This is a genomic window from Raoultella sp. T31 (genome assembly GCF_002806725.1).
GTDB classification, from domain to species: Bacteria; Pseudomonadota; Gammaproteobacteria; order Enterobacterales; family Enterobacteriaceae; genus Klebsiella; species Klebsiella electrica.
In genome coordinates this window covers 1-25409 of record NZ_PIBO01000054.1, presented here as the reverse complement: position 1 = coordinate 25409, position 25409 = coordinate 1, and the positions used below count along the sequence as shown (strand labels likewise).

21 protein-coding genes are annotated in these 25409 nt (G+C 56.8%); 12 read left to right on the top strand and 9 right to left on the bottom strand.

Annotated features, from left to right (window positions below; genetic code table 11):
- Positions 1–179: 179 nt before the first annotated feature.
- From CWM52_RS24070 to lsrR, 3 genes are all read right to left on the bottom strand, one after another.
- Entirely contained in the window at positions 180–2201 is a 2022-nt protein-coding gene (locus CWM52_RS24070) for an NADPH-dependent 2,4-dienoyl-CoA reductase (RefSeq protein ID WP_100686372.1), read from the bottom strand.
- A gap of 177 nt (positions 2202–2378) precedes the next feature.
- A complete protein-coding gene (gene lsrK, locus CWM52_RS24065) occupies positions 2379–3971 on the bottom strand; it encodes an autoinducer-2 kinase (RefSeq protein ID WP_100686371.1) in 1593 nt (530 codons plus the stop codon).
- Between the two features lie 41 nt (positions 3972–4012).
- A complete protein-coding gene (gene lsrR, locus CWM52_RS24060; RefSeq protein ID WP_004867898.1) occupies positions 4013–4984 on the bottom strand; it encodes a transcriptional regulator LsrR in 972 nt (323 codons plus the stop codon).
- Positions 4985–5201: 217 nt separating this feature from the next.
- On the opposite strand from lsrR, the gene lsrA reads away from it, so the two are divergent.
- The 8 genes from lsrA to CWM52_RS24015 all read left to right on the top strand — a co-directional run bounded on the left by lsrA (position 5202) and on the right by CWM52_RS24015 (position 12631).
- Positions 5202–6689, top strand: a complete 1488-nt coding sequence (gene lsrA, locus CWM52_RS24055) for an autoinducer 2 ABC transporter ATP-binding protein LsrA (RefSeq protein WP_100686370.1) — start codon at positions 5202–5204, stop codon at positions 6687–6689.
- Positions 6686–7720: an autoinducer 2 ABC transporter permease LsrC gene (gene lsrC, locus CWM52_RS24050; RefSeq protein WP_100686369.1), complete on the top strand. Its 1035-nt coding sequence runs from the start codon at positions 6686–6688 to the stop codon at positions 7718–7720. Before lsrA ends, lsrC begins: the two co-directional genes overlap by 4 nt.
- Positions 7721–8713 (top strand): autoinducer 2 ABC transporter permease LsrD, encoded by a 993-nt coding sequence (gene lsrD / locus CWM52_RS24045; protein ID WP_100686368.1) that lies wholly within the window; start codon positions 7721–7723, stop codon positions 8711–8713.
- Between the two features lie 4 nt (positions 8714–8717).
- On the top strand, positions 8718–9731 hold the full coding sequence (lsrB, locus tag CWM52_RS24040) for an autoinducer 2 ABC transporter substrate-binding protein LsrB (protein WP_100686367.1): 1014 nt from the start codon (positions 8718–8720) through the stop codon (positions 9729–9731).
- Positions 9732–9742: 11 nt separating this feature from the next.
- A complete protein-coding gene (gene lsrF / locus CWM52_RS24035) occupies positions 9743–10630 on the top strand; it encodes a 3-hydroxy-5-phosphonooxypentane-2,4-dione thiolase (RefSeq protein ID WP_100686366.1) in 888 nt (295 codons plus the stop codon).
- Entirely contained in the window at positions 10627–10920 is a 294-nt protein-coding gene (gene lsrG / locus CWM52_RS24030; RefSeq protein ID WP_100686365.1) for a (4S)-4-hydroxy-5-phosphonooxypentane-2,3-dione isomerase, read from the top strand. Before lsrF ends, lsrG begins: the two co-directional genes overlap by 4 nt.
- A gap of 319 nt (positions 10921–11239) precedes the next feature.
- Positions 11240–11953, top strand: a complete 714-nt coding sequence (locus CWM52_RS24025) for a hypothetical protein (protein ID WP_100686364.1) — start codon at positions 11240–11242, stop codon at positions 11951–11953.
- 198 nt (positions 11954–12151) lie between these two features.
- Complete coding sequence (locus CWM52_RS24015) at positions 12152–12631, top strand: Hcp family type VI secretion system effector (RefSeq protein ID WP_100686362.1); 480 nt, start codon at positions 12152–12154, stop codon at positions 12629–12631.
- 133 nt (positions 12632–12764) lie between these two features.
- Here the strand turns inward: CWM52_RS24015 and ygjG are convergent, their stop codons facing one another.
- Complete coding sequence (gene ygjG / locus CWM52_RS24010) at positions 12765–14144, bottom strand: putrescine aminotransferase (protein ID WP_206057735.1); 1380 nt, start codon at positions 14142–14144, stop codon at positions 12765–12767.
- A 255-nt stretch (positions 14145–14399) separates the two neighbouring features.
- The gene (locus CWM52_RS24000; RefSeq protein ID WP_100686359.1) at positions 14400–14951 is read right to left on the bottom strand and encodes a PadR family transcriptional regulator; all 552 of its coding nucleotides are present in this window, start codon (positions 14949–14951) and stop codon (positions 14400–14402) included.
- A 237-nt stretch (positions 14952–15188) separates the two neighbouring features.
- Between CWM52_RS24000 and CWM52_RS23995 the strand changes: the two genes are divergently transcribed.
- A complete protein-coding gene (locus tag CWM52_RS23995) occupies positions 15189–15962 on the top strand; it encodes a siderophore-interacting protein (RefSeq protein WP_165785431.1) in 774 nt (257 codons plus the stop codon).
- 251 nt (positions 15963–16213) lie between these two features.
- Here the strand turns inward: CWM52_RS23995 and dhaM are convergent, their stop codons facing one another.
- From dhaM to dhaK, 3 genes are read right to left on the bottom strand one after another with little or no spacing between them, the layout of a single operon-like run.
- Positions 16214–17635, bottom strand: coding sequence for a dihydroxyacetone kinase phosphoryl donor subunit DhaM (dhaM, locus tag CWM52_RS23990; protein WP_100686357.1), 1422 nt, complete (start codon positions 17633–17635; stop codon positions 16214–16216).
- 10 nt (positions 17636–17645) lie between these two features.
- The gene (gene dhaL, locus CWM52_RS23985; RefSeq protein ID WP_100686356.1) at positions 17646–18278 is read right to left on the bottom strand and encodes a dihydroxyacetone kinase subunit DhaL; all 633 of its coding nucleotides are present in this window, start codon (positions 18276–18278) and stop codon (positions 17646–17648) included.
- Positions 18279–18288: 10 nt separating this feature from the next.
- Entirely contained in the window at positions 18289–19359 is a 1071-nt protein-coding gene (gene dhaK / locus CWM52_RS23980) for a dihydroxyacetone kinase subunit DhaK (RefSeq protein WP_100686355.1), read from the bottom strand.
- A 594-nt stretch (positions 19360–19953) separates the two neighbouring features.
- Between dhaK and CWM52_RS23970 the strand changes: the two genes are divergently transcribed.
- The 3 genes from CWM52_RS23970 (at position 19954) to CWM52_RS23960 (ending at position 23618) form a co-directional block, all read left to right on the top strand.
- On the top strand, positions 19954–21051 hold the full coding sequence (locus tag CWM52_RS23970; RefSeq protein ID WP_100686354.1) for a glycerol dehydrogenase: 1098 nt from the start codon (positions 19954–19956) through the stop codon (positions 21049–21051).
- Positions 21052–21145: 94 nt separating this feature from the next.
- On the top strand, positions 21146–23071 hold the full coding sequence (gene dhaR / locus CWM52_RS23965) for a dihydroxyacetone kinase operon transcriptional regulator DhaR (protein ID WP_100686353.1): 1926 nt from the start codon (positions 21146–21148) through the stop codon (positions 23069–23071).
- 193 nt (positions 23072–23264) lie between these two features.
- Positions 23265–23618, top strand: coding sequence for a DUF1889 family protein (locus CWM52_RS23960; RefSeq protein WP_100686352.1), 354 nt, complete (start codon positions 23265–23267; stop codon positions 23616–23618).
- A gap of 328 nt (positions 23619–23946) precedes the next feature.
- On the opposite strand, the gene CWM52_RS23955 is transcribed toward CWM52_RS23960, so the two are convergent.
- On the bottom strand, positions 23947–24690 hold the full coding sequence (locus tag CWM52_RS23955; protein ID WP_202395484.1) for a 5'-nucleotidase, lipoprotein e(P4) family: 744 nt from the start codon (positions 24688–24690) through the stop codon (positions 23947–23949).
- Positions 24691–25409: the final 719 nt, after the last annotated feature.

Here is a 25409-nt window from a genome sequence, read left to right as displayed (position 1 = left end):
CCCCGGGGAAATCCCGTTAAATCTCCAGCACATGTAGCCCGGGCAAGCGCAGCGCCCCCGGGGAAATCCCGTTAAATCTCCAGCACATGTAGCCCGGACAAGCGCAGCGCCCCCGGGAAATCCCGTTAAATCTCCAGCACATGTAGCCCGGGCAAGCGTAGCGCCCCCGGGAAATCCCGTTAAATCTCCAGCGCCAGTTTCGTACCCTGGGCGATGGCGCGGCGAGCATCCAGCTCCATCGCGACATCGCACCCGCCAATCAGATGCACCACTTTCCCTGCCGCGCGCAGCGGATCCGCCAGCTCGCGCTTCGGCTCCTGACCGGCGCAGATAATCACCTGATCAACACGCAATATTTGGACTTCGCCGCCGATTGTGACATGTAATCCCTCATCATCGATCTTCTGATAGCTAACTCCCGGGATCATGTTGACGCCGCGGGCCAGCAGCGTCGCCCGATGGATCCAGCCGGTGGTTTTCCCTAATCCATCGCCAGGTTTACTGGCCTTGCGCTGGAGCATCACAATGCGCCGCGGGCTTTTCTCTCGCTGCGGCCCTTCCGCACGCAGTCCGCCTGCGCTCTGCAGCGTGGTATCGATGCCCCATTCTCTGCAGAACGCGTCGATATTCTGGCTGGTAGCAACGCCAGGCTGGCTCAGGTACATCGCGGTATCAAAGCCGATCCCGCCGCAGCCGATAATCGCAACGCTCTGGCCCACCGGCGCCTTGTCGCGCAGGACATCGAGATAACTCAGAACTTTTGGATGCGTTATTCCGGCGATCTCCGGCATTCGCGGGGCGATCCCGGTGGCGAGGATCGTTTCGTCAAATGGCAGCAAGCGATCCGCCGTGACCTGCTGGCCCAGCTGCAGATTAACGCCGTGCAGATCCAGCATGCGCCGGTAGTAGCGCAGCGTTTCGTAAAACTCCTCTTTGCCGGGGATCTGTTTGGCGATATTAAACTGCCCGCCAATCTCCTGCTGCGCATCAAACAGGGTGACAGAGTGGCCGCGCGCGGCGGCATTGACGGCAAAGGCCAGACCGGCGGGGCCTGCGCCCACAACCGCCAGGCGCTTTGGCCCGGCAGCAGGCGTAACCGGCATCAGGGTTTCGTGGCAGGCTCGCGGGTTGACCAGGCAGGAGGTCACTTTCCCGGCGAAGATCTGATCCAGGCAGGCCTGGTTGCAGCCGATACAGGTGTTGATCTCATCGGCGCGCCCGCTTTGCGCTTTGGCAAGGAATTCGCCATCGGCAAGAAACGGGCGCGCCATTGACACCATATCGGCGTCGCCGCGGGCGAGGAGAGCCTCCGCGACCTGCGGATCGTTGATGCGGTTAGTGGTGACCAGGGGGATCGACACCGCGCCTTTCAGCTTCCGGGTGACCCAACTGAAGGCGCCGCGCGGGACCGGCGTCGCAATGGTCGGAATGCGCGCTTCGTGCCAGCCGATACCGGTGTTGATGAGGGTCGCGCCAGCCGCCTCGATAGCCTGCGCCAGTTCAATCACTTCCGGCAGCGTACTGCCGTCGTTGACCAGGTCGAGCATCGACAGGCGGTAGATAATAATAAAATCGTGGCCGGCTCGTTCGCGTACCGCACGCACCACTTCTACGGCAAAGCGCATGCGGCGGACGTAATCGCCGCCCCACGGGTCGTCGCGCTGGTTGGTGCGCGCGGCGAGGAACTCGTTGATTAAATACCCCTCTGAACCCATGACTTCGACACCATCGTAGCCGGCCTCGCGGGCCAGCTGCGCGCAGCGGGCGAAGTCGTCGATTAGCTGTAAGATCTCATCATGGCTGAGCGCATGCGGGGTAAAGCGGTTAATTGGCGCCTGCAATGCCGACGGGGCCACCGGCCGCGGCTGATAGCTATAGCGGCCGGTATGCAAAATTTGCAGGGCGATTTTGCCCCCTTCGCGATGGACCGCATCGGTAATGTGCCGATGGTGCGCGAGATGGCGGCTATCGTCGAGCACCGCGCCGCCAGCCATTGTGACGCCGGAGGCCGCTGGCGCAATTCCGCCGGTGACAATCAGCGCGACCCCGTGGCGGGCACGCTCGGCGTAGAAGGCCGCCAGTCGCTCTGCACCGTCGGCATGTTCTTCCAACCCGGTGTGCATGGACCCCATTAGCACACGGTTTTTCAGCTGGGTGAACCCCAGGTCGAGCGGGGCGAATAACGACGGGTAGTGGCTCATCATGGCTTCCAGTCTCTTATATGTAACATTATTGTTATGTGGTCGGATGAGTTACTAATTTAGCCGTCGTCAGCGAAAAGTGAAAAAGGGCGTGCGGTGATTGTGATGGGATTCAAATAACGATGGCGAGAATGTCCCCCTCCGCTGTGGGAAGGGGGCATGGGCAGGAATGGACGCTCAGGGCGCCGGAACGACAGGCGGGCGCCGCTCAAGGCCTGGTGCCTGCCACATCGAGGTGGTCAGCCCGCTGTCGACCAGCCCCAGCTGGTCGGCATAGACCGATTGCCATTTCTCCATCATCCCCTGGTACAGTTCGCGGTGTGCCGGATCGGGGGTAAACACCCGATGCCAGCTCACCAGCTTCTCGCCGGTGCTGGCCATATCGCTGTACAAACCGGCACCGGTCCCGGCGGCGATCGCGCAGCCCAGCGCCGTGGCTTCACGCACCACCGGGACCCGCACCGGCAAGCCGGTGACATCGCTGAGAATCTGGCTCCACAGTGCCCCTTTTGACCCGCCTCCGGCAAATACCAGGCTGTCGAAGGTCACGCCGGAAAAGCGGGATATTTGCGCCAGGTTGCAGGCGGAGACAATTGCCGCGTTCTCTTCCAGCGCGCGGAACAGAGTGGCCTTGTTGCATTTCTCTGGATCGATAGAAAGGTTAATAAACGACGGCGCGGCGTGATACCACTGCTTAAAGTGCATGGCATCAGAGAAGATCGGCATCACGCCGTGGGAACCCGCCGGGACGCGGCTGGCCATCTCTTCGAGCAGGGCATAGGCATCCACCCCCAGGCGTTCGGCAACCAGCTTCTCTTCGGCGCAAAACGCATCGCGGAACCAGCGCATGGTCAGGCCGGTGAAGAAGCTGATCGACTCGGCCTGCGCCATGCCGGGAATGACGTGCGGGTTGATGCGAATATTCATCTGCGGGTCGGTACGGACCTCCGGCAGATTCACCACCTGTTGCCAGAAGGTGCCCCCCAGCACCGCGCTTTGACCAGCGCGTACCACTCCCAGACCCAGGCAGCCGAGCTGCACATCGCCGCCTCCCATGACCACCGGCGTGCCTTCCCGCAGGCCGCTTTGCCGTGCGGCCTCTTTGCTCACGGCGCCGAGCAGAGTGCCGGTTTCTTTGACCGGGGAGAGAATATCGGCACGCAGCCCGGCCATATCGAGCAGCGCCGGTCGCCAGTCGCGGCTGAACAGGTCGAGCATGCCGGTGGTGCCGGCGTTGGAGGGATCGACGGCCAGTTCGCCGGAGAGTTTTGCCGCCAGCCAGTCGCTAATCATGGTGATGGTGGCGGCCTGACGGTAGATATCCGGGCGATGGTGGGCCAGCCACAGCAGGCGCGGCATGGCGCTTAATGCCAGCGTCTGGCCCGAGACGTCATAGACTTCAGATTCAAAATGATAATCATGGATCTCTTTAAGCTCCGCAACTTCACGGCTGGCGCGGGCATCGACGTTGGCGCAGGCCCAGATAGCCTCGCCGTTGCGGTCGTAAAGCACAATCCCCTCGCGCATGGAACAGCAGGCGACGGACTGAATATCGCCCGCCTGGAGGTGCGCGTTTGCCAGCGCCTGGCGGATACACTGGCAGGCCAGCAGCCAGTTGGTGGTAAGGTCAAACTCCATCGAACCGGGAACATTTTCCACGCTCAGGTGCTTCCATTCCGCCTGGCCGACCGCGACCTGGTGGCCGCTGAGATCGAAAATCACCGCCCGAATACTGCCGGTCCCGGCATCTAACGCTAACAGGTAACTCATGACATGCGCCTCGCGGTTGTTGCGCGGCGCAGGGCCGTCCGTCAGGAGGCCAGCGTGAGCACCGCGCGTGCTGTTGTCTCTTCCGTTACCAGGCCATTGATGCGTTTGCCCGTCAGGGCGGCATAAATCGCCTGCGCTTTTTCCGTGCCACCGGCAACGCCGACAATCGTTGGCAGCTGCGCCAGCTCGTCGAGGGTGACGCCGAGTAATTCCCGGTGAATCTCCAGATCCTCAACCCGCCTGCCGTCGGCTTGCAGGAAATAACCTAAAATGTCGCCCACCGCGCCTTTACGGGCGTACATCAACTGTTCGCCTTCGCTGATGTAGCCGGAGCGCAGGATAGTCGCGTCGCGGCGCTGGTCGATGGCGCCGATGCCTACGACCGCCGCATCCGCCGCGGTGGCCGCCAGGATCACATCCCGGACGCTCGACTCGCGCCGCAGAATGTCAGCCACGTCGGCCGAAGAGACCCGCAGCGGCGCCGGAATGATGCTGACGCGACAGGCGGCATCCAGCTGGCCGATACCGGTCATATAGGGGCCCACGCCGCCGGAAAGCGTCACCAGACGCACCTGCTGCGAACTGATAAACCCGCTCAGGTGCTGCAGACAGCTCATAGTGGCTTCGCCAAATCCCACCGCCAGCAGCTGTCCCGGTTCCAGTACCCCCATCAGCGATTGCGCCGCGCCGATGCCCAGTCGTGTATTCATCGGCGGGGTATTGAGCGCCGGCAGCACGCGGGCAATCTTCAGGTCAAAACGCTGTTGCAGCTCGGTTTCCAGCGCCAGACACCCTTCATAGCGGGAGTTGATCTGCACGCGGATCACCCCGGACTGGCGGCCTTTCTCCAGCAGGCGGGAGATCTTTAACCGCGGCAGCCCCAGGCGCTCGCCGATATCGTTCTGCGTCAATCCGTCGTGGTAATAACACCAGGCTACCCGTGCCACCAGCTCCTCTTCGGCTAACGCCAGGCCCGCGTAGCGGCTCTCTTCCGTAATGCGTTTTTCGCTCATAAAGTGAACTCTTATAAAAATTTAGATCATATGTTCGCTATTGCGCGGTCGGAAAGTGTGAGCCGCCCGGCAAAACCGATCTTTCATTGTTTGCAGGTTTTTTCCAACGATCTAAAGCATGAAATTGTGATCTTTGCACGGTTGTAAATATAGTTCACCGTCTACGCTTTTGAACATTATTAAATTAAAAAATCATTTGTTCATATGAGGCGCGATGATGAAGCCACTGCTCGAAGCCCGTCAGATTCGCAAACAGTTCTCCGGTATCGCCGTGTTAAAGGACATTGATTTCACGCTCTTTTCCGGCCAGGTGCATGCGCTGATGGGCGGTAATGGCGCGGGAAAATCGACGCTGATGAAGATTATCGCCGGGGTGGAAACGCCCGACGAGGGTGAACTCATTCTTGGTGGCCGCGCTTTTGCGCGTCTCAACCCAGCGCTGGCTCATCAGCTGGGCGTTTACCTTGTTCCTCAGGAACCGATGCTGTTTCCCAACCTGACGGTACAGGAAAATATTCTTTTCCGCCTGCCCGGACGGCCCGATAACAACGGGCGGCTGCAGGAGACGCTGCGGCAGCTGAACTGCCAGCTCAATCTGGAGGCGGTGGCCGGGACGCTGGAAGTGGCGGATCAGCAGATGGTGGAGATCCTGCGCGGTCTGATGCGCGATGCGCAGATCCTGATCCTTGATGAACCCACCGCCTCGTTAACTCCCGGCGAGACGGAGAGGCTGTTCCGTCAGATCCGCGCTCTGCAGGGGCTCGGCGTCGGTATTGTGTTTATCTCGCATAAGCTGCCGGAGATCCGTCAGATCGCCAGCCATATTTCGGTCATGCGCGACGGCGCGGTGGTGCTGAGCGGCGACACCGCGAGCTACAGCGACGCTGAGCTGATCGAGGCCATGACCCCCGGCGTGCGCGGACACGATCTCAGCGATACCCAGAAGCTATGGCTGGCGCTGCCGGGGAATCGCCGCACTCAGCCGCAGGATTTCCCGGTGCTGCGGGTGGACTCTCTGACCGGGGAAGGCTTTATCGATCTCAGTCTGGAGATCCGCGCCGGGGAGATCGTTGGCCTCGCCGGGCTGGTGGGATCCGGGCGCAGCGAATTTGCCGAGACGCTCTACGGCCTGCGCCCGCCACGAGCCGGTCGAATCTGGCTGGAAAACCGCGATATCAGTCGCGACAGCACGCGCGCGCGGCTCGCCAGCGGGCTGGTTTATCTGCCGGAGGATCGGCAGGTCTCAGGGCTGTTTCTCGATGCCCCGGTGCGCTGGAACACGGTGCTATTTAACCAGCCGTCGTGGTGGCAGCAGCGCCAGCGCGAAGCGGCGGTGGTGGAGCGCTACCACCGGGCGCTGGGCATCAAACTTAATCACAGCGATCAGACTGTGCGCACGCTCTCCGGCGGCAACCAGCAAAAGGTGCTGCTGGCCCGCTGTCTTGAAGCCAACCCGCTGCTGCTGATTGTCGATGAACCGACGCGCGGTGTGGATGTGTCCGCCCGGGCCGACATCTATCAACTGCTGAAAAGCGTCGCCGCGCAAAATGTGGCGGTGCTGATGATATCAAGCGATCTGGATGAGTTTGTCGGGCTGGCCGACCGGGTGGTGGTTATGCACCAGGGCCGGCAGAGCGGGGAACTGCTCCGACAGGCGGTCACCGTCGATCGCATGATGACCCTGGCCTTTGGAGGGCAGCCATGAAAACGTTACTGCGAAACCGCGAGCTGAGCGCGTTGCTGGCGATTCTGGCGCTCTTTGCACTGCTGATTGCGCTCAACCCCGCCTGGTTCAACCTGCAAATTCTGGCGATGATTTTTGCCAGTTCGCAAATCCTCTGCCTGCTGGCGCTGGGGGCGACGCTGGTGATGCTGACCCGCAATATCGACGTCTCCGTCGGCTCGACCGTCGGCCTGAGCGCGATTGCGGTCGGCGCCGCGCTCAATAGCGGCTACGGCCTGACCGCGGCGATTGGCTTTGCGCTGGCGATTGGTGCGCTGGCGGGGGCCTTTAACGGCCTGCTGGTGGTCGGTCTGCGTATTCCGGCGATTGTCGCGACGCTCGGCACCCTGGGGCTGTATCGCGGAATGATGCTGCTGTGGACCGGAGGAAAGTGGATCGAGGGGTTGCCCGATAGCCTGAAATCGCTTTCGGAACCGTTCTTTATCGGTGTGTCACCGTTGGGCTGGCTGGTGCTGGCGCTGCTGCTGAGCGGGGCCTGGCTGCTGGCACGTACCGCCTTTGGTCGCGATTTTTACGCCGTGGGCGATAACCTGGCCGCCGCGCGTCAACTGGGCGTCGCGGTCAACCGCACGCGGATGCTGGCCTTTACGCTCAACGGCATGCTGGCGGCCTGCGCCGGGATCGTCTTTGCCGCGCAGATTGGCTTTGTCCCCAACCAGACCGGCAGCGGGCTGGAGATGAAAGCGATCGCCGCCTGCGTGCTGGGCGGGATCTCGCTGCTCGGCGGGACCGGAACCCTCGTCGGCGCTTTTCTCGGTGCCTTTTTCCTCACCCAAATCGATACCGTACTGGTGCTGCTGCGGCTGCCGGCATGGTGGAACGACTTTATTGCCGGGCTGGTATTGCTGGGCGTGCTGGTGCTCGACGGGCGGCTGCGCCAGGCGCTGGCGCGGCATCAGCGGGCGCTGAAGTACAGCCGTTTTCAGCCTGGCAACAAAGGGGGAAAGCACGTCACCCCGTTCGAAAAACGTAAAAATAAAGAGGTGGCGTAGATGAAACTCAACTGGGAAAGCGCGCTGCTGGCATTACTGGTGCTGGAGATCCTGCTGTTTGGGGCGATCAATCCGCGCATGCTGGATATCAATATGCTGCTGTTCAGCACCAGCGACTTTATCTGTATCGGTATTGTGGCCCTGCCATTGACCCTGGTGATCATCAGCGGCGGGATTGATATTTCGCTCGGTTCCACTATCGGCCTGTGCGCCATTGCGCTGGGGGTGATGATGCAGGCGGGCTGGCCAATGAGCCTCGCGATCCCCCTGACGCTGCTGCTCGGCCTGTTGTGCGGGCTGCTGAACGCGGCGCTGATTCACTACACCGGCATTAGCCCGCTGGTGATTACCCTTGGCACCTTGTACCTCTACGGCGGCGGGGCGCTGCTGCTGTCGGGGATGGGCGGGGCGACGGGCTATGAAGGGATTGGCGGCTTCCCCGATAGTTTTACCGCCTTTGCCAACTTGACGCTATTTGGCCTACCGCTGCCGCCGGTGATGTTTGCCATCATCACCTTTTTCTTCTGGCTGCTGACCCATCGCGGGCGTTTTGGCCGCCACCTCTTTTTACTTGGACAAAACCCCAGAGCGGCGCGCTATGCCGCGCTGTCGGTCAACGGCATGCCGTACGTGCTGTATGGCCTGGTGGGCGTGGCGTCAGCCATTGCCGCGCTGATTCTGGTCTCCTATTTCGGTTCGGCGCGTTCGGATTTAGGCCGCGACCTGCTGATGCCGGCGCTGACCGCCGCCGTGCTCGGCGGGGCGAATATCTATGGCGGGTCGGGTTCGATACTCGGTACGGCGCTGGCGGCACTGCTGGTGGGGTACCTGCAACAGGGTTTACAGATGGTCGGCATCCCCAACCAGGTGTCGAGCGCGCTGTCAGGGGCGCTGTTGGTTGTGGTGGTGATGGGGCGTTCGCTGAGCCTGCACCGCGAATGGGTGCGGATGACCTGGCGGCGTCTTCTCTCGCGTAAAACAATCGGAGCATAACACGATGAAAGCAAAACATATCCTGCAAATCAGTGCCCTGGCGCTGGCCATGAGTGTCGCGGTGGCTCAGGCGGCAGACCGCATCGCTTTTATTCCTAAGCTGGTCGGGGTGGGCTTCTTTACCAGCGGCGGCAACGGCGCGAAAGAAGCAGGCAAAGCGCTTGGCGTGGACGTTACCTACGACGGCCCGACCGAACCAAGCGTGTCCGGCCAGGTGCAGCTGATCAACAACTTCGTCAATCAGGGCTACAACGCGATTATCGTCTCGGCGGTGTCGCCGGATGGCCTGTGTCCGGCGCTGAAGCGGGCGATGCAGCGCGGCGTGAAGGTCCTGACCTGGGACTCCGATACTAAACCCGAGTGCCGCAGCATCTACATCAACCAGGGCACTCCGCAGCAACTCGGCGGCCTGCTGGTTGAGATGGCGGAAAAACAGGTGACCAAACCCGCCGCTAGAGTGGCGTTTTTCTACTCCAGCCCGACGGTGACCGACCAGAACCAGTGGGTGAAAGAGGCGAAAGCCAAAATCGCAAAAGAGCATCCGCAGTGGGAGGTGGTAACGACGCAGTTTGGCTATAACGATGCCACCAAATCGCTGCAAACCGCCGAGGGGATCTTAAAAGCGTATCCGGATCTCGACGCCATTATCGCCCCGGATGCCAACGCGCTGCCGGCCGCCGCGCAGGCGGCAGAAAACCTCAAACGCCAGGGCGTGGCGATTGTCGGCTTCAGCACGCCAAATGTCATGCGCCCCTATGTTGAGCGCGGCACGGTAAAAGCCTTCGGCCTGTGGGATGTGGTGCAGCAGGGAAAAATTGCGGTGAACGTTGCCGATCGGCTGCTGAAAAAAGGCGATCTTAACGTTGGCGATAGCGTGGACATCAAAGATAGCGGCACGTTGAAGGTCGAGCCAAACAGCGTGCAGGGCTACCAGTATGAAGCGAAAGGCAACGGTATCGTACTGCTGCCGGAACGCGTGGTGTTCACCAAAGAGAACATCAATAACTACGACTTCTGATGGAGGATGAGATGGCAGATTTAGACGATATCAAAGAGGGGAAAGACTTCGGGTTTGATCGGCCGCAGAAGAATACGCTCTATACGTTGAAAGGCTGTGGCTCGCTGGAGTGGGGGATGCAGTCCCGGCTGGCGCGTATCTTTAATCCGCAGAGCAACCGTACGGTGATGCTGGCTTTCGATCACGGCTACTTCCAGGGGCCGACCACCGGACTTGAACGCATCGATCTCTCTATCGCGCCGCTGTTTGCTGAGACCGACGTGCTGATGTGTACTCGCGGCGTGCTACGCAGCCAGGTTCCGGCGGCCACCAACAAGCCGGTGGTGCTGCGCGCGTCCGGCGGTAATTCTATTTTAAGCGAGCTCTCCAACGAGTGCGTTGCCGTGGCGATGGAAGATGCCCTGCGCCTCAACGTCTGCGCGGTGGCGGCGCAGGTTTATATTGGCAGCGAATATGAACACCAGTCGATCAATAACATCATTAAGCTGGTGGATGCGGGCAACCGTTACGGCATGCCGGTGCTGGCGGTGACCGGCGTGGGTAAAGAGATGACCCGCGATGCTCGCTATTTCTCGCTCGCCAGCCGCATTGCCGCCGAGATGGGGGCGCAGTTCGTCAAAACTTATTTTGTCGAAGAGGGCTTTGAAAAAGTCACCGCCAGCTGTCCGGTGCCGATTGTGATCGCCGGGGGCAAAAAGCTGCCGGAACATGAAGCGCTGGAGATGTGCTGGCGGGCGCTTGATCAAGGGGCGTCCGGCGTCGATATGGGGCGCAATATCTTCCAGTCCAGCGCGCCGCGGGCGATGTTAAAGGCGGTGAAAAAAGTGGTCCATGAGAATATGAGCGCCCGCGAGGCGTATCAGTTCTGGCAGGAAGAGAAGCAGGGAGAGCGAAAATGAACGTGACGCTGGTGGAGATTAATATCAGGCCAGAGCGGGTGGCGGAGTTTCTCGACGTCTTTCGCGCTAACCATGAAGGGGCGCTGAAAGAGCCGGGCAACCTGCGATTTGACGTGCTGCAGGACCCGGAGGTGAAGACCCGTTTTTTTATCTATGAAGCCTATAAAGATGATGAGGCGGTGCTGGCGCATAAGAAAACCCCACACTACCTGGCCTGCGTGGAAAAGCTCGACGAGATGATGTCGGAACCGCGTAAGAAACGCAGTTTCGTGGGGTTATTGCCGGAATAGCCGTGCACCCTGGCCTGCGGGATCTCTGCGGCGAGCGGATTATCGCAGGCCATGCTTCTGGTGAGAGGGGAGTGCTTTAAACTTTCTTTTGTATCGTAGGTAGGGTTTACCGCAATGATAAACCGGACGGTGAGTGCATTATCTTCGCGATGCATTCAACGTATTAATATATTTTGCAATGAACTGTATATTAAAATATGAATTAGCGCTCCTGGCGGTCTGGTACAAAATAAATAAAGGTTTTGGGTTTGTTTTATTTGAGTTGTTTGTTTTTTTTGCATACATTCGGGGTTAGCCATGCTAATAGTAAGGATACTCGATGAAAGCCTCGGACTATTTAAAGATGAAGTTGCAGAGCGACAGACAGCTAGCGGTGTATGGACAACAGGGCGTAATCTCCACATGGAAAGCAATGAAGGGCATTGGTTCTGATATTTACTCCGGGGTTGAGCGGGTAAGCTGGTATTCTTCTTGTTTGCTCCCTCGCTACTATGATGTTTGCAATGAATTGGTTTCTGAAGAACAACGTATGCACAAGTCGATTCTTTCTGTTTTTCGCTATCATGACGTGATAGGTCATATGTTCTACCTCTATTTTGAAATGGTCATTAACGATAGCAAAAATGGCAATCAGCAAGGCACTGTACGATACGTTGATTCCAGAGTGACAGAAATTGCCACCAAAGTACCGGTTGGAAGGGCAACACGCTTTGCATTGGCTCTGTCTCTTGCGAAAGCGTTTTCCGCATCCGATTTAGTATCGGATGCCGTCATTAAGCGTCTGTCAAGACGCACACCGGCAATCGTCATGGCTCTTCAGCTCTTTGGTACTGAGCAAAAATGTGCTCTTGCCGCGCGACAACTAAAAACACTTGATCCAACGTATTACGCAATCCTTTACAATGCACAAGTTGAAATGTTGTATTACTTTATCGAGTCCATTCTTTCGGATATTATCAAAAAATATCAAATGCAATTCTATAATAACTATGATGAGCTTTATCATTATCTGAAGAGCCACTACCATGTTTAAAAGCTTGCTATCCATCCTCTTTACGGAAATTCTTTTCCCCGCTTGGGTATTTGCAAGCGCATTCCTTTTTCTGTATTTGGTTCCTGAATACTGGTTTATATTGACTGTCATTTCAGTCATTTTGTTGATTATCGTCCATCCGATTTTATTCGGGCGATTCGATAAGTACGATAAATAATTTCTACGAAAAGGATTTTTATGTCTAATCCAGCCTATTTATGGTTAACGGATGAAAATGGTTCACCGATGGTCGGCCCGTCGCTGGTATCAGGTCGTGAAGGGGCTATCGAGCTGAAATCGTTTACCCATAACGTCAATATTCCGATTGACGGCAATACCGGAAAGTTGACCGGCACGCGTATTCATATGCCGATTATGTTTCAGAAGGAATTTGACCGTGTCACTCCCATGCTTTACCGGGCGTTAAGTACCGGGAGAACTTTGCAATCTGCGATGTTCAAACTGTATCAGATTATTGAGGTCGGGTTAGAGCAGGAGTACTTCAATATTATTCTTGAAAATGTAAAGCTGACATCAATCACGCCGGATTTATACCCAGGGGCAGATACCGGAACGCATCTTGAAACGGTGCTTATGCGCTATGAAAAAATTACCTGGAAGCATTGCGATGGCAATATTATCTATACAGACTCATGGAATGAGCGTGCGACATATTAACCGTACAGGCAAACGGCATATGACATGAAGGTGAAAGTCGGGCAGTACCGCATTTGTCCGGTCGGTATGACGGAATGGCAGGCGTAAAAAGGCCCGGCGAACATCGTTTTCGCCGGGCTTTTGCTGACTATCTTCAGGCTTGCTCCACAGACACCCGCAGGGCTGCCAGCGCTTTACCCGCCGCTTTGATGACCTGTTCACACTGCTCAATCGTCAGCGTCAGCGGTGGTTCAATACGAATGGTTTTGGCATTATTCAACGTTCCGGCCACCAGCACCCGCTGGCGGAACATCTCGCTGGAGAAGTTGTAGCCGATTTCGTTATCCACGAACTCAATCGCCATCAGCATTCCTTTACCACGAACTTCATTCACCAGATCCGGGTACTCGCGGGCCAGTTGACGGAAACCGTCCAGCAGCAGATCGCCTTTCTGTTCCGCCTGGGCCGGCAGATTCTGCGTCAGCAGGACGTTAATGGTGGCCAGCGCCGCGGCACAGGCCAGCGGGTTGCCGCCGAAGGTGGTGGTGTGCAGGAACGGGTTGTCGAACAGCACTGAAAACACCTCTTCGGTCGCCACCGTCGCGCCAATCGGCATTACGCCACCGCCGAGCGCTTTGGCGAGGCACAGAATGTCCGGCTGGACGTTCTCGTGCTCGCAGGCAAACATCTTGCCGGTACGCCCCATGCCGGTCTGCACTTCGTCGAGGATCAGCAGCGCACCAAACTCATCGCACAGCTTACGCACCGCGGGCAGGTAGCCGGGCGGCGGCAGGATCACTCCCCCTTCGCCCTGTATCGGCTCAAGGATCACCGCCGCGACATCATCACCGGTTTTCTTACACTCGCTCAGCAGCGTACGCATCGCGTTGATGTCGCCGAACGGTACGTGACGGAATCCCGGCAGCAGCGGCATAAAAGGCTTACGGAAAGTGGATTTGGCGGTAGCCGAGAGCGCGCCCAGCGATTTACCGTGGAAGGCGCCGCTGGTGGCAACAAACGTAAATTTACCGCGCGGCGACTGGTAGGCTTTAGCGAACTTCAACGCCGCTTCGACCGACTCTGTGCCGCTGTTACAGAAGAAGCTGTATTTCAGTTTGCCGGGCGTTAAGGCCGCCAGCGTTTTTGCCAGCATGGCCCGCAGCGGGTCAAGCAGTTCCTGGCTATGAAGAGGTTGTTTAGCGAGCTGATGCTCGACGGCGGAAATCACAACTGGATTACGGTGCCCTACATTAAAAATACCAAAGCCACCCAGGCAATCGACAAACTCTTGTCCCTGAGTGTCGACAAGCGTATTTAACCCTCCCGCTTGCCACTCTACGGCTCCGTAATCCCCGCCAGCAGTAACCGATTTTCGGTACTCTAAAAAACCGGGATTCACATGCTCTTTAAAATATTCCCTGACCTCCTGGTTAAGTGCTTTCATCTCCTCATGATCAAGCGTGCGCTTCTCAATGAGATTCAGTGCGTGTGCGCTACAGGCCAGAGCCGATGCGCTGGAAGGTAACCTGTTCAAAGTGAGCTCCTGGGACGGGCGTATCACATGATACTGAATTAAGTATTGCAGGGATTACGCCACTTCGGCACGGCAGCTGAAAATCGGGATAAACGCAGCGCGAAAACGCATTTGTGCGAAATTTAATCTCATAGCGATATTTTTGGCATGTTTTACTCCTGAACGGGCGAGGCAATCGACCGGGAGTATTCCGCCGCGTGCGTCGCGGCGGTGCAGGTTGCCCAAAATGGGGGCAGGGGAAGAGACTCCGCGAGATTAATCGAGCTGGGAAATCTCCATCGCCGCGCGGTCAATAACGGCGACAATCTGCTTCAGCTGGGCTTCGCTGAGGGGTTGCTGGTTAACTTTTAAATCCAGTACGGCTTTAAAGTTCTCCAGTGCCCGCTTCATTTGCGGGTTTTTACGCAGCTCGCAGCCGACCATACGGGCCTGCAAACGTTCCTGGATATGGCCGAGCTGTTCCAGATTCCCGGCATGCAGAAGGCTGCCCTCTGCGGTTATGGCGATTTTTTTGCGGCCATTTTCCTCTTCGACGCTGATAAGGCCCTGATCCTGAAGGAGATCGAGGGTTGGATAGATCACGCCCGGACTTGGGCTGTAGTTGCCCTGGGTCAGGTTTTCTATCTCTTTAATCAGCTCGTAGCCGTGGCTGGCGTTGCGGGTGAGGATGTCGAGGATCACCAGACGCAGTTCGCCGTGACCAAAGAAACGCTGGCGGCGTCCGCCACCGCCGCCCCGGCGGCCATGCTCCCCGCGTTCGCCGTGTTCACCGTGGCGTCCACGACCTTCTTCATGATGATGTCGCATAGTTTGCTCCTGTTTTTTTTGATATATCTAATCTATATCTAAATTTTATATCTTAGCAAGTAAGAAGAGTGGTTATTTTATAATTATATGATTTTATTTGTTTTATTTTCTGTTTTTGTACTTTATTGCTTTTTGCTATGGCTATATCAAAAAAGAGTTGCATTCCTTTTTAATAGCAATCATTATCATTTGCGGAAGATTTAGATATATCGATAAATTTCACGAAGGCGAATGACGATGATAAAAACGAAACAACCTCAGTACCCGCAGCGCGTTCGTAATGCGCTGCGTTTTCGCGAGTTAACCGTGCTGCGCGTTGAGCGCGTTGGCACCGCCTTCCAGCGTATTGTGCTGGGCGGAGACGCGCTGGAGGGATTCGTCTCTCAGGGGTTTGATGACCATACGAAACTCTTTTTTCCGCAAGCCGGCACCACGTTTACGCCGCCGCAGGTGACGGAAGAGGGCATTAACTGGGGCGAGGGCCCCCGTCCGGCGACCCGTGATTACACGCCGCTGTATGATGCCGAACGGCATGAACTGGCGTATGACTTCTTTATTCACGACGGCGGTATTGCCAGCCGCTGGGCGCTGGCGGCAAACGTCGGCGATAAGCTGGTGATTGGCGGCCCGCGCGGTTCGCTGGTGGTGCCGGAAGATTACGCCTGGCAGCTGTATGTTTGCGATGAATCCGGGATGCCTGCGCTACGCCGCCGCCTGCTGGACCTCAGCCGTCTGCCCGCCCGCCCGCAGGTGACGGCGCTGGTGACGATCGGCGAGGCGTCGTATAAAGATTATCTCGCGGATCTGCAGGACTTTCAGATTGAGTGGAACGTCGGCCATCATTCGTCCGTGGTGGCCGAACGTCTGGCGCAGGTTAGCGTACCTGCGGAAGATTACTTTATCTGGGTGACCGGTGAAGGTGAGGTGGTGAAAACACGACTCGGTCGGTTTGAAAATGACGAAATTGACCCGCAGCTGGTGCGCTCCCAGGCCTACTGGCACCGTAAATAGGCCGGATTGCGGCAGGAGCGAGCCCCGGGATGCGGCGTTAACGCCTTGCCGGGCTACCGGCCGGCTGGCCAGACGGCCAGGTTGTTGCACCGGCTGGCGGCCATCGTTCCTTCAGTGACCTCGGCGATGAGGCGGGGCGCTGATTAAAAAGAATTAAGACATCACGCTTGCAGGAGATTGAGTGAAAACAGAATCCCCGGAGGCGTACCTCCGGCGTGAAGAATCAAGTACAGAGAGTCACGAAGAGAACGTCAGGCGCGGATCACGCGTTTTCCGGCGACATCCAGCGTAAGGGATTCACCATCGCGTATCGGCTGCAGGGCATCTCCCTGCTGGCACAGGCAGACGATCCCGGCCTGACGGGCGATGATCGCGCCGTGAGATGCCTCGCTTCCTGCCCGCAGACAGATCCCCTTGACCAGGCGAGGATCCAGCTGCAGGACGCTGGAAGGAAAGAGATCGTCGGCGATGATAATCGTCGGCTCATGCACCGCCAGCGGCTCCTCGTTGCCGCCTTGCAGATGGCGCAAAGTCCGGTGCAGCAGATCGTCGACATCAATATAGCGCGCCTGCAGATAGGCATCGTCCAGCTGGCGATACTGCTGGCTGAGATCGGCCAGCACCTGATACCACGCCCACTCGGCATTGCATTGTTCCTGGCGCACGATATCGCAGGCGGCTTCATAGAGATCCGGGTCGTCGAGCAGCGTGTGGTGGCCGGAAAAAATGGCCGCGATATCGGCAGAATAGCGCTCTTCCGCCAGCGTGGTCAGCGCATTGAGATCGTCCAGCGTCTGGCCGATCGCCTGCTGCAGGCGTCGCTGTTCGCTGGCGATGTCGGCACCGGTTTGCCGGACTGGCCGGAGGGCAGGCAGCGGGTAGCGGAGCGCTTTTCCCTGCACGCGCGAGACGGGAGGAGTAAAGACCGCGGGCGCGGCGTCCGGCAGCTCGCCAAAGTTCTCCGCCGCCAGCGCCTGAAATGCCGCCAGCGCCGCTTCGGCATCCGGCCCGCGGGCCAGCAGCCTTAATGTATCGTTGCAGCGTACCTGCAACAGGGCAATCTGGTTAATGCTGTCCGGTGAGACGCATTTGCCGCCTTTCTCCAGCACCAGATCGGCATTGAATCCGGATAACGCGGCAACCAGCCGCGATGCCGGACGAACGTGTAAGCCGTTATGATTTTTAATCACCACGGAGACGGACTCGCCGCTCAGATCGTCGGCCATCGGCGTGGCCTCGGGACCGTTCTGGGCGAGCGATGGTAATCCCAGCTGTACGCGCTTAGCTTCCAGGGCGCTCATGGCGTCGGCGATCACTTTATCGATATCCGATCCGCTGGCGGCGCTGACCGTTGCCGCCAGCGTGCCTTCGACCAATGGCGCGGCGCACAGGCGAACCTTCGCCGCGATCGCCGGATCGAGGAGATCCAGCGCGGTTTCCGCGCTGAGCAGGGCGCTGCCGATATCCATCATCACTAGCACGTGGTCGGTATCGGCAACGGATTCAATGGCCTCCATCACCTTAACGGGATCGGTGCCGATCGGGTTTTCAGGATCGTCAATGCCAGCGGCGATCGCCAGTTTACAGCCACCGCCCGTTAGCATCTGCCGGGCCAGTTCTCCGACACCTTCGCCCAGTCGGGCGCTATGAGAAACAATCACCAGGTTTACCATCGTGTTATCCTTACTCTTTGGCTGCTGCAGCCAGCTCCTGAATCATGAACATCACCGAGGTTGCGCCAGGATCTTGATGACCGATGCTGCGTTCGCCGAGGTAACTCGCGCGGCCTTTGCGGGCCTGCATGGTGATAGTGGAACGGGCGGCTTCCTCCGCTTGTGTCGCGGCAGCATCCAGCGCGTGCTGAACCGACAGGTGTTGTTCGCTGGACTGGCGCAGTGACTCGACGACCGGAAGCCAGACGTCGCACATGGTTTTATCGCCGGGTTCCGCTTTCCCCCGGTTGACCACCCCGTCCGCCCCTTCGCGCATCATCTGGTGCAACTCGTCGAGGGTCAGACTCTGATGAGCTTGCGTTACCTGGGCTGCACGAATAAAGAAAGTACCGAACAGCGGGCCGCTGGCGCCGCCGACGTTGGAGAGCAACGTCATTCCGGTGTTCTTAAGAATAAAACCGATGTCTTTATCGGCAATGGACGGCAGTTTTTCCACCACCTTGCTGAAGCCGCGATACATATTCAGACCGTGGTCGGCATCACCAATCTCTTTATCCAGGCCGGTTAAAAAATCTTTCTCTTTGGTGAAAATGTCGCCGCAGCGATAAAGCCAGTTAACGATTTGCGTTCTGTTCAGTGACATGTCGTGCTCCTTAATGGCCCCAGTTCAGCGCCGGGGTGTGAACGGGGGCATCCCATAATGCCAGCGTGTCGTCATCGACTTTCAGCAGAGTGAGGGAGAAGCCCACCATATCCAGCGAGGTACAGTAGCTGCCGATGAGGTTGCGTTCGATAGTGATGCCGTTCTCCTCGCAGCGCGTGGCCAGGCGGTTGTATACGCCGTACAGCTCCGACAGCGGGGTGGCACCAAGATTATTGACCAGGGCGACGACACGGTCGCCCTTTTGCAGCGCCTGTTTGCTTTGTGTGACGTCCTGCCAGTTTCCTTTGACCATATCCCATTGACGTAGCGTGCGGCTGTAGGTGCCGTTCTCCAGCAGGGTGTCGAACATCTCATCGACGGTGCGATCGAGAGAACTGAAAGGGCGACGGTCGATACCCGGTTCGCCGTGGATACCGACGCCGAACTCCATCTCATTCTCCTGTAATTCAAATGACGGCTGTCCGGCGGCCGGCACGGTGCAGGCGCCTAGCGCAACCCCGATGGAGTGACCGAGGTTGTTAAGCTTGCGGCCTAACGTTGCGCAGGCCTCCAGCGAATCGCCGCGTTCGGCGGCCGCGCCGACCAGCTTCTCAACCAGCACGGTGTTGGCGACGCCGCGGCGTCCGGCGGTGTAGAGGCTGTCTTTGACCGCCACGTCGTCGTCGATCACCACGGTGGTCACCTTGACGCCGCTTTCGTGCAGCAACTCGGTGGCGGTTTCGAAATTGAGGATATCCCCGGTGTAGTTTTTGATGATCAGCAGCACACCTTCGCCGCCGTCGATATTCATCGCGCACTCGAACATTTTATCCGGGGTCGGGGAGGTGAAAATCTCGCCCGGACAGGCGCCGGCAAGCATACCTTTGCCAATATAGCCGCAGTGCATCGGCTCATGTCCACTGCCGCCGCCGGAGAGCAGCGCCACTTTCCCGGCGACCGGCGCATCGGCGCGGGTGACATAAACCGGGTCCTGGTGCAGCGTTAATTCAGGATGGGCTCTGGCAAGGCCAAGCAGTTGTTCACTCAGGACATCTTCGACACGGTTAATCAGTTTTTTCATTATTTATGCTCCGTCGGAGTGATGCGATGCGACCTCTCTAGCCACGGAGGCGGTCATCGTGTAGGGGTTTCGTCTGGCGTAAAGAACCGCCCGGCGACGTTATGATTCTGGCTGAGTTAACGGAAAAAAAAATGTCGTGCAAACGAGTTTCATAACGGAACATGCTTATTTATTTTTGTTCCGTTATGAAACATCCTCGGCGAGGAAAAGGGAAAAATGCGAGCTAAGGCTATTTTTTCACCCCGCGGTCATCTGCGGCAACCGGGGGCTGCGGATGCGTTTCTCAGTTTTTTTTCTGCTGCCGATGCTACCCATGTTGGCAGATTATCCGTTTTTTTGTGGCATGACGGTGAATGGACGGATCGGGATCGCAATCCCACCATTTTCCGCTAACTAATGTTCCAATATGGAACGCTAAAAAATATTCTCTGTTTCATATCAGAACAAAAACGGGAAAAATTTTTTTGTTCACCCCTCGCCCTACAGTGTTTGCATCGCTCCGGTCACGATTCGTTTCCGCCATGAACCGCAGGCAGAACAGGATGACGCCAGGGCTCATCATGTAAAACATGTACTTATTTGAGGGTGAAAGGAATGCTAAAAGTTATTCAATCTCCGGCCAAATATCTTCAGGGTCCTGACGCATCGACGCTTTTTGGCCAGTATGCCAAAAATCTGGCGGACAGCTTTTTTGTCATTGCCGATGACTTCGTGATGAAGCTGGCGGGGGACAACGTACTCAATGGCTTGCATAACCACGGTTTAAGCTGCCACGCCGCCCGTTTTAACGGCGAATGCAGTCACGCGGAGATCAACCGCCTGATTGCCATTCTGCAGCAGCACGGTTGTCGCGGCGTGGTAGGGATTGGCGGCGGGAAGACGCTTGATACCGCTAAAGCCATTGGCTTCTACCAGAAGCTGCCGGTAGTGGTGATCCCGACGATTGCCTCTACCGATGCGCCAACCAGCGCGCTGTCGGTTATCTACACCGAAGCTGGCGAGTTTGAAGAGTATCTGATCTATCCGAAAAACCCGGATATGGTGGTCATGGATACGGCGATCATTGCCAAAGCGCCGGTGCGCCTGCTGGTGGCCGGGATGGGCGATGCGCTCTCGACCTGGTTTGAAGCGAAGGCCTGCTTTGACGCCAGGGCGACCAGCATGGCTGGCGGACAGTCCACGGCGGCGGCGTTGAGCCTGGCTCGCCTGTGCTATGATACGCTGCTGGCCGAAGGCGAAAAAGCGCGCCTGGCGGCGCAGGCTGGCGTGGTGACGGATGCGCTGGAGCGCATTGTCGAAGCCAATACCTACCTCAGCGGCATTGGGTTTGAAAGCAGCGGGCTGGCCGCGGCGCACGCCATTCATAACGGCTTCACTATTCTGGAAGAGTGCCATCATCTGTACCACGGCGAAAAAGTGGCGTTTGGCACCCTGGCGCAGCTGGTGCTGCAAAACAGTCCGCTGGAAGAGATTGAAACGGTGCTGGGCTTCTGCCAGAAAGTCGGTCTGCCGGTGACTCTGGCGCAAATGGGCGTCAAAGAGGGCATTGAAGGTAAAATTCAGGCGGTCGCGCAAGCGACCTGCGCGGAAGGCGAAACGATCCATAACATGCCATTCCCGGTGACGGCCGACCAGGTTTACGCCGCGATCCTGACGGCCGATTTACTCGGCCAGCAGTGGCTGGCGCGCTAACGTCTCGCTAAGCTGCTTTTTGCAGGGAGAAGCGTGTGCCCCCTCCGGCTGTTTCTGTCGGAGGGGTTATCTATTTTAAACAGCGGAAAAGGACATGGCGGCGCAGACTCCGGACTCCGGAAAAACAGTATCTTCCGTTATCAGTCAGTCATGGCAGCGTTGCAGCCGGTTTATGCCACGGGAGACCTGGCATAAACCGCATCAGGCTCAGGGGCTGACCTTCGAATCGATCTGCCGACGTAAAACCGCGCTGCTGACCATCGGCCAGGCGGCGCTGGAAGATGCCTGGGAGTTTATGGATAACCGACCCTGCGCATTGTTTATTCTTGATGAGTCCGCCTGTATTCTCAGCCGCTGCGGCGAACCGCAGACGCTGGCGCAGCTCGCGGAACTCGGTTTTCTTGAGGGCAGCTACTGCGCGGAAAGCATTATCGGCAGCTGCGCGCTCTCGCTGGCTTCGATGCTGGGGCAACCGGTGAAAACCACCGCTGAGCAACATTTTAAACAGGCGCTACACGGGTGGTCATTTAGCTCCACGCCGGTGTTTGATAATCACGGTCGCCTGTTTGGATCCATCTCGCTGTGCTGTTTGACCGGGCAGCAGGCCTCCTCTGATTTGTCTCTGACGCTGGCTATCGCCCGGGAAGTGGGCAACTCGCTGTTGACCGACAGCCTGCTGGCTGAATCGAACCGCCATCTCAACCAGATGTATGGCCTGCTGGAAAGCATGGATGACGGCGTGATGGCGTGGAATGAGCAGGGGGTATTGCAGTTTCTTAACGTCCAGGCCGCGACGCTCCTGCACCTGGATGCCCAGACCAGCCAGGGAAAAAATATTAATGAACTGGTGACGCTACCGGCCCTGCTGCGCCGGGCGATTAAGCACGCGCGCGCCCTGAACCATGCGGAAGTGACGTTTGAGAGCCAGCATCAGTTTATCGATGCCGTCATTACCCTCAAGCCGATCGTCGAAGAGCAGGGCAACAGCTTTATTTTATTGCTGCACCCGGTGGAGCAGATGCGCCAGCTGATGACCAGCCAGTTAGGGAAAGTGAGCCACACTTTGGCGCAGATGTCCGCGGACGACCCGGAAACGCGACGGCTGATTCATTTTGGCCGTCAGGCGGCGCGGGGCGGTTTTCCGGTCCTGCTCTGCGGGGAAGAGGGGGTGGGTAAAGAGCTGCTCGCTCAGGCTATTCATAATGAAAGCGAACGGGCGGACGGTCCCTATATTGCGGTCAACTGTCAGCTGTATACCGACAGCGTGCTGGGCGAGGATTTTATGGGCAGCGCGCCGACCGATGACGAAAACGGGCGCCTGAGTCGCCTGGAACTGGCCAGCGGCGGCACTCTGTTTCTGGAGAAAATAGAGTACCTCGCTCCGGAGCTGCAGTCCGCGCTGCTGCAGGTGATTAAGCAGGGGGTGTTAACCCGCCTCGATGCCCGACGCCTGATTCCGGTGGATGTTAAGGTGATTGCCACCACCACCGTTGATCTGGCTAATCTGGTGGAGCAGAACCGCTTTAGTCGCCAGCTTTATTACGCGCTGCACTCGTTTGAGATAGTCATTCCGCCGCTGAGATCGCGGCGCAACAGCATTCCCTCGCTGGTGCACAACCGCCTGCGTAGCCTGGAGAAGCGCTTTTCATCGCGCCTGCAAGTGGACGACGATGCCCTGGCGCAGCTGGTGAACTACTCCTGGCCCGGCAATGACTTTGAGTTAAACAGCATTATTGAAAATATCGCCATCAGCAGCGATAACGGCCATATCCGCCTGAGCAACCTGCCGGAATATCTCTTTTCCGAGCGGCCGGGCGGCGATACCGCCTCGCCCCTGCTGCCTGCCAGCCTGACCTTCAGCGCTATTGAAAAAGAGGCCATTATCCATGCCGCCCGCGTCACCAGCGGCCGGGTACAGGAGATGTCCCATCTGCTCAATATCGGGCGTACGACGCTGTGGCGAAAAATGAAGCAGTACGATATCGATGCCAGCCAGTTCAAGCGCAAAATCCACGATTAGTTTTCCGCGCTCTCCGCGATTCAGGGTCCGCAATGGCCGTTAACCGGGTATTAGCTGTTGGTCACGGTGTTTATGGACTTATCGGGCAGAAAAACGCCATGCAAACGTTTGACTGAGGTCTGAATCAAAGAAAGGCAACGATCTCTTTGATATCGCCGCGGACTTGGGTCCATATTATAAACATGTTCATCACATGGTTAATTTTAAGGATAAGAGCATGCCAACAGCGATAGATAAAGCATTAGATTTTATTGGTGGTATGAACACATCGGAACCGGTCCCGGCTTCAATGGATGAAAGTACGGCCAAGGGCATTTTAAAATATCTCCATGAGTTAGGCGTTCCGGCTAGCGCGGACGACGTCATGGCTCGCGGTGAACAGGAAGGATGGAATTCCGGGTTCACCCATAAAGTGGCCGGATGGGCGGAGAAAATCGCCGCTGGCAACCGTATTGTGATTAAAAATCCAGAGTACTTCTCTTCTTATATGCGGGAGCAGCTCCGGGAACGGGTGCAAGCGGCACATTTTGAAGATGCTGCACCATAAGATAAAAAAGGAGCAACGTTGTTAACGTCGCTCCTTATATTTTTTGCCGTCGCTGAACAGGCAGAGTAATTTGATATTGTCGCGCTAAGCGATGTATTGAGCATGACAGGAAATTCTGAACACCCGCAGCCAGCAATACATTCCTCTCATCGAGAAACGTTTATTCATCTCTTTTTTTCGCGCCTGAACATGATGCGGTGCTTTCTGACGCTGATGAGCGATGAAACCGAAGACACCGCCATGCGCAGGGGGGCGGTATACCCGATGCGCATCGGGTGAAGATGACCTTCCCACTCAATAGCGAATTAATAGAGAAGGTCTGCCGTGGTTATTTAACAGCGGGTGTTTTCCAGCTATCAAGTTTTGCCTTTGACCATGAGCCATAAGCCGCATTAGGAAGAACAATCCAGTCAACGCCGAAATGCTGTGCGTTTGATTCAACCAACTGACGTTGCTCCTCGGTGGGCTTTTTATTTTTAAATTGAGCGGCAAAATCTGGCAGGCTGTCGCCAAACAGCATAATGATCTGCTGGTTTTTCATGATGGCCTGGCGACGTTCTTCTTTGGTTCCTGTATCAAGAAGGACGCTCTCTTCAGAGACCTGCGGCAGGCCGAGAGATTTTAGAGTATTGAGCGTGTCCGTTTTGTTTTCATTAGTTCGGTCAGATACATAGTAAATACGAACGTTGTGGTGAGCCACATTATCAAGGAAAGCTTTTGCTCCTGGGATCAGACCCGGATTACCCTGTTTTTCCCAGTCGCCCCAGGTATCCCATTTTGTATAGTCATGACACTGTTCCATGTCCCGTGCCAACAATGGTGTGTTGTCGAGCACCGTTTCATCAAGATCCATTACGACGGCGTATTTTTCCGGTGCTTTCAGTCCATTGACTTTTTCGTTAAAACGTTCGGTGGCAAAGCGATATGTCTGAATCTGAAGCGCCATAACTTCAGCCGATTTTTGCTGATATCGAAGGGCCATTTCATAAGCCTTTGGTTCGCACAGTTTGTTATCAGCGGCGACTGCTGATGCACTTAAGACAGGTAACGCCAGCATCAGAGCTTTAATCATTGAATTCACAGTTTATTCCTTACATGGTACTCAAAATGGCGAAAGAATAATTGCCTTATGTGACAAAAAAATGAATGCCCTGTGAGAAGGCATTGTGGGCCATAAGCATGAATGTGCAGCAATCCGGAGGTCGTTATTATTGGGGCGCCAAAAACAGGTCAATGAGAAAGATAAGGCTTTGATCCTTCTCTTGATTCTCTTTGGGTTGCGAAAGAATTGTGCCGCCTGCGGCTTCTTGCTGGCGCTTGCGGTGTCTGGCGAGGCAACGTTGGTTTTTTACCACCGAGCAGGTGATTTATATTCTGCTTAACTCACTGATGGCACCTCGACAGCACCTCCTGAGAAAAGCAAAAGGGCCGGCGATTTCTCGCCAGCCCTTGCGGTGTCTGGTGGCCCCTGCTGGACTTGAACCAGCGACCAAGCGATTATGAGTCATAAAATTGGCATGTTTCTAATCGTTCGTTATTGACGCTTTTTGTATTTTTAATTGTCTATAATCAATCAGTTATGAAGTTATTTCTGTTTCTGATTGGTTCTCTAATTTCCCCATTGTACTATCCTTACCTGACCCGTTACCTGACCCGAAATGGGCATCGGGTCAGGTAACGCTTATTCTTAGAAAGGTAAACTCATGGCTGCTAATCTTACCGAGACTGCTATACGTTGTGAGTTCAACCGATGGATGCAACACATTGATTGAACCGCTCTGCGGGTGATTC

Bases quoted from the DNA above. Each gene is read 5' to 3' on its own strand.
- CWM52_RS23995 (WP_165785431.1), top strand. From the start codon at position 15,189: ATGATAAAAACGAAACAACCTCAGTACCCGCAGCGCGTTCGTAATGCG.
- lsrC (WP_100686369.1), top strand. From the start codon at position 6,686: ATGAAAACGTTACTGCGAAACCGCGAGCTGAGCGCGTTGCTGGCGATT.
- lsrK (WP_100686371.1), bottom strand. From the start codon at position 3,971: ATGAGTTACCTGTTAGCGTTAGATGCCGGGACCGGCAGTATTCGGGCG.
- lsrD (WP_100686368.1), top strand. From the start codon at position 7,721: ATGAAACTCAACTGGGAAAGCGCGCTGCTGGCATTACTGGTGCTGGAG.
- dhaR (WP_100686353.1), top strand. From the start codon at position 21,146: ATGGCGGCGCAGACTCCGGACTCCGGAAAAACAGTATCTTCCGTTATC.
- lsrF (WP_100686366.1), top strand. From the start codon at position 9,743: ATGGCAGATTTAGACGATATCAAAGAGGGGAAAGACTTCGGGTTTGAT.
- CWM52_RS24070 (WP_100686372.1), bottom strand. From the start codon at position 2,201: ATGAGCCACTACCCGTCGTTATTCGCCCCGCTCGACCTGGGGTTCACC.
- CWM52_RS24015 (WP_100686362.1), top strand. From the start codon at position 12,152: ATGTCTAATCCAGCCTATTTATGGTTAACGGATGAAAATGGTTCACCG.
- lsrA (WP_100686370.1), top strand. From the start codon at position 5,202: ATGAAGCCACTGCTCGAAGCCCGTCAGATTCGCAAACAGTTCTCCGGT.
- lsrR (WP_004867898.1), bottom strand. From the start codon at position 4,984: ATGAGCGAAAAACGCATTACGGAAGAGAGCCGCTACGCGGGCCTGGCG.
- CWM52_RS23960 (WP_100686352.1), top strand. From the start codon at position 23,265: ATGGTTAATTTTAAGGATAAGAGCATGCCAACAGCGATAGATAAAGCA.
- CWM52_RS23955 (WP_202395484.1), bottom strand. From the start codon at position 24,690: ATGATTAAAGCTCTGATGCTGGCGTTACCTGTCTTAAGTGCATCAGCA.
- CWM52_RS23970 (WP_100686354.1), top strand. From the start codon at position 19,954: ATGCTAAAAGTTATTCAATCTCCGGCCAAATATCTTCAGGGTCCTGAC.
- dhaM (WP_100686357.1), bottom strand. From the start codon at position 17,635: ATGGTAAACCTGGTGATTGTTTCTCATAGCGCCCGACTGGGCGAAGGT.
- dhaK (WP_100686355.1), bottom strand. From the start codon at position 19,359: ATGAAAAAACTGATTAACCGTGTCGAAGATGTCCTGAGTGAACAACTG.
- lsrB (WP_100686367.1), top strand. From the start codon at position 8,718: ATGAAAGCAAAACATATCCTGCAAATCAGTGCCCTGGCGCTGGCCATG.
- CWM52_RS24000 (WP_100686359.1), bottom strand. From the start codon at position 14,951: ATGCGACATCATCATGAAGAAGGTCGTGGACGCCACGGTGAACACGGC.
- lsrG (WP_100686365.1), top strand. From the start codon at position 10,627: ATGAACGTGACGCTGGTGGAGATTAATATCAGGCCAGAGCGGGTGGCG.
- dhaL (WP_100686356.1), bottom strand. From the start codon at position 18,278: ATGTCACTGAACAGAACGCAAATCGTTAACTGGCTTTATCGCTGCGGC.
- CWM52_RS24025 (WP_100686364.1), top strand. From the start codon at position 11,240: ATGAAAGCCTCGGACTATTTAAAGATGAAGTTGCAGAGCGACAGACAG.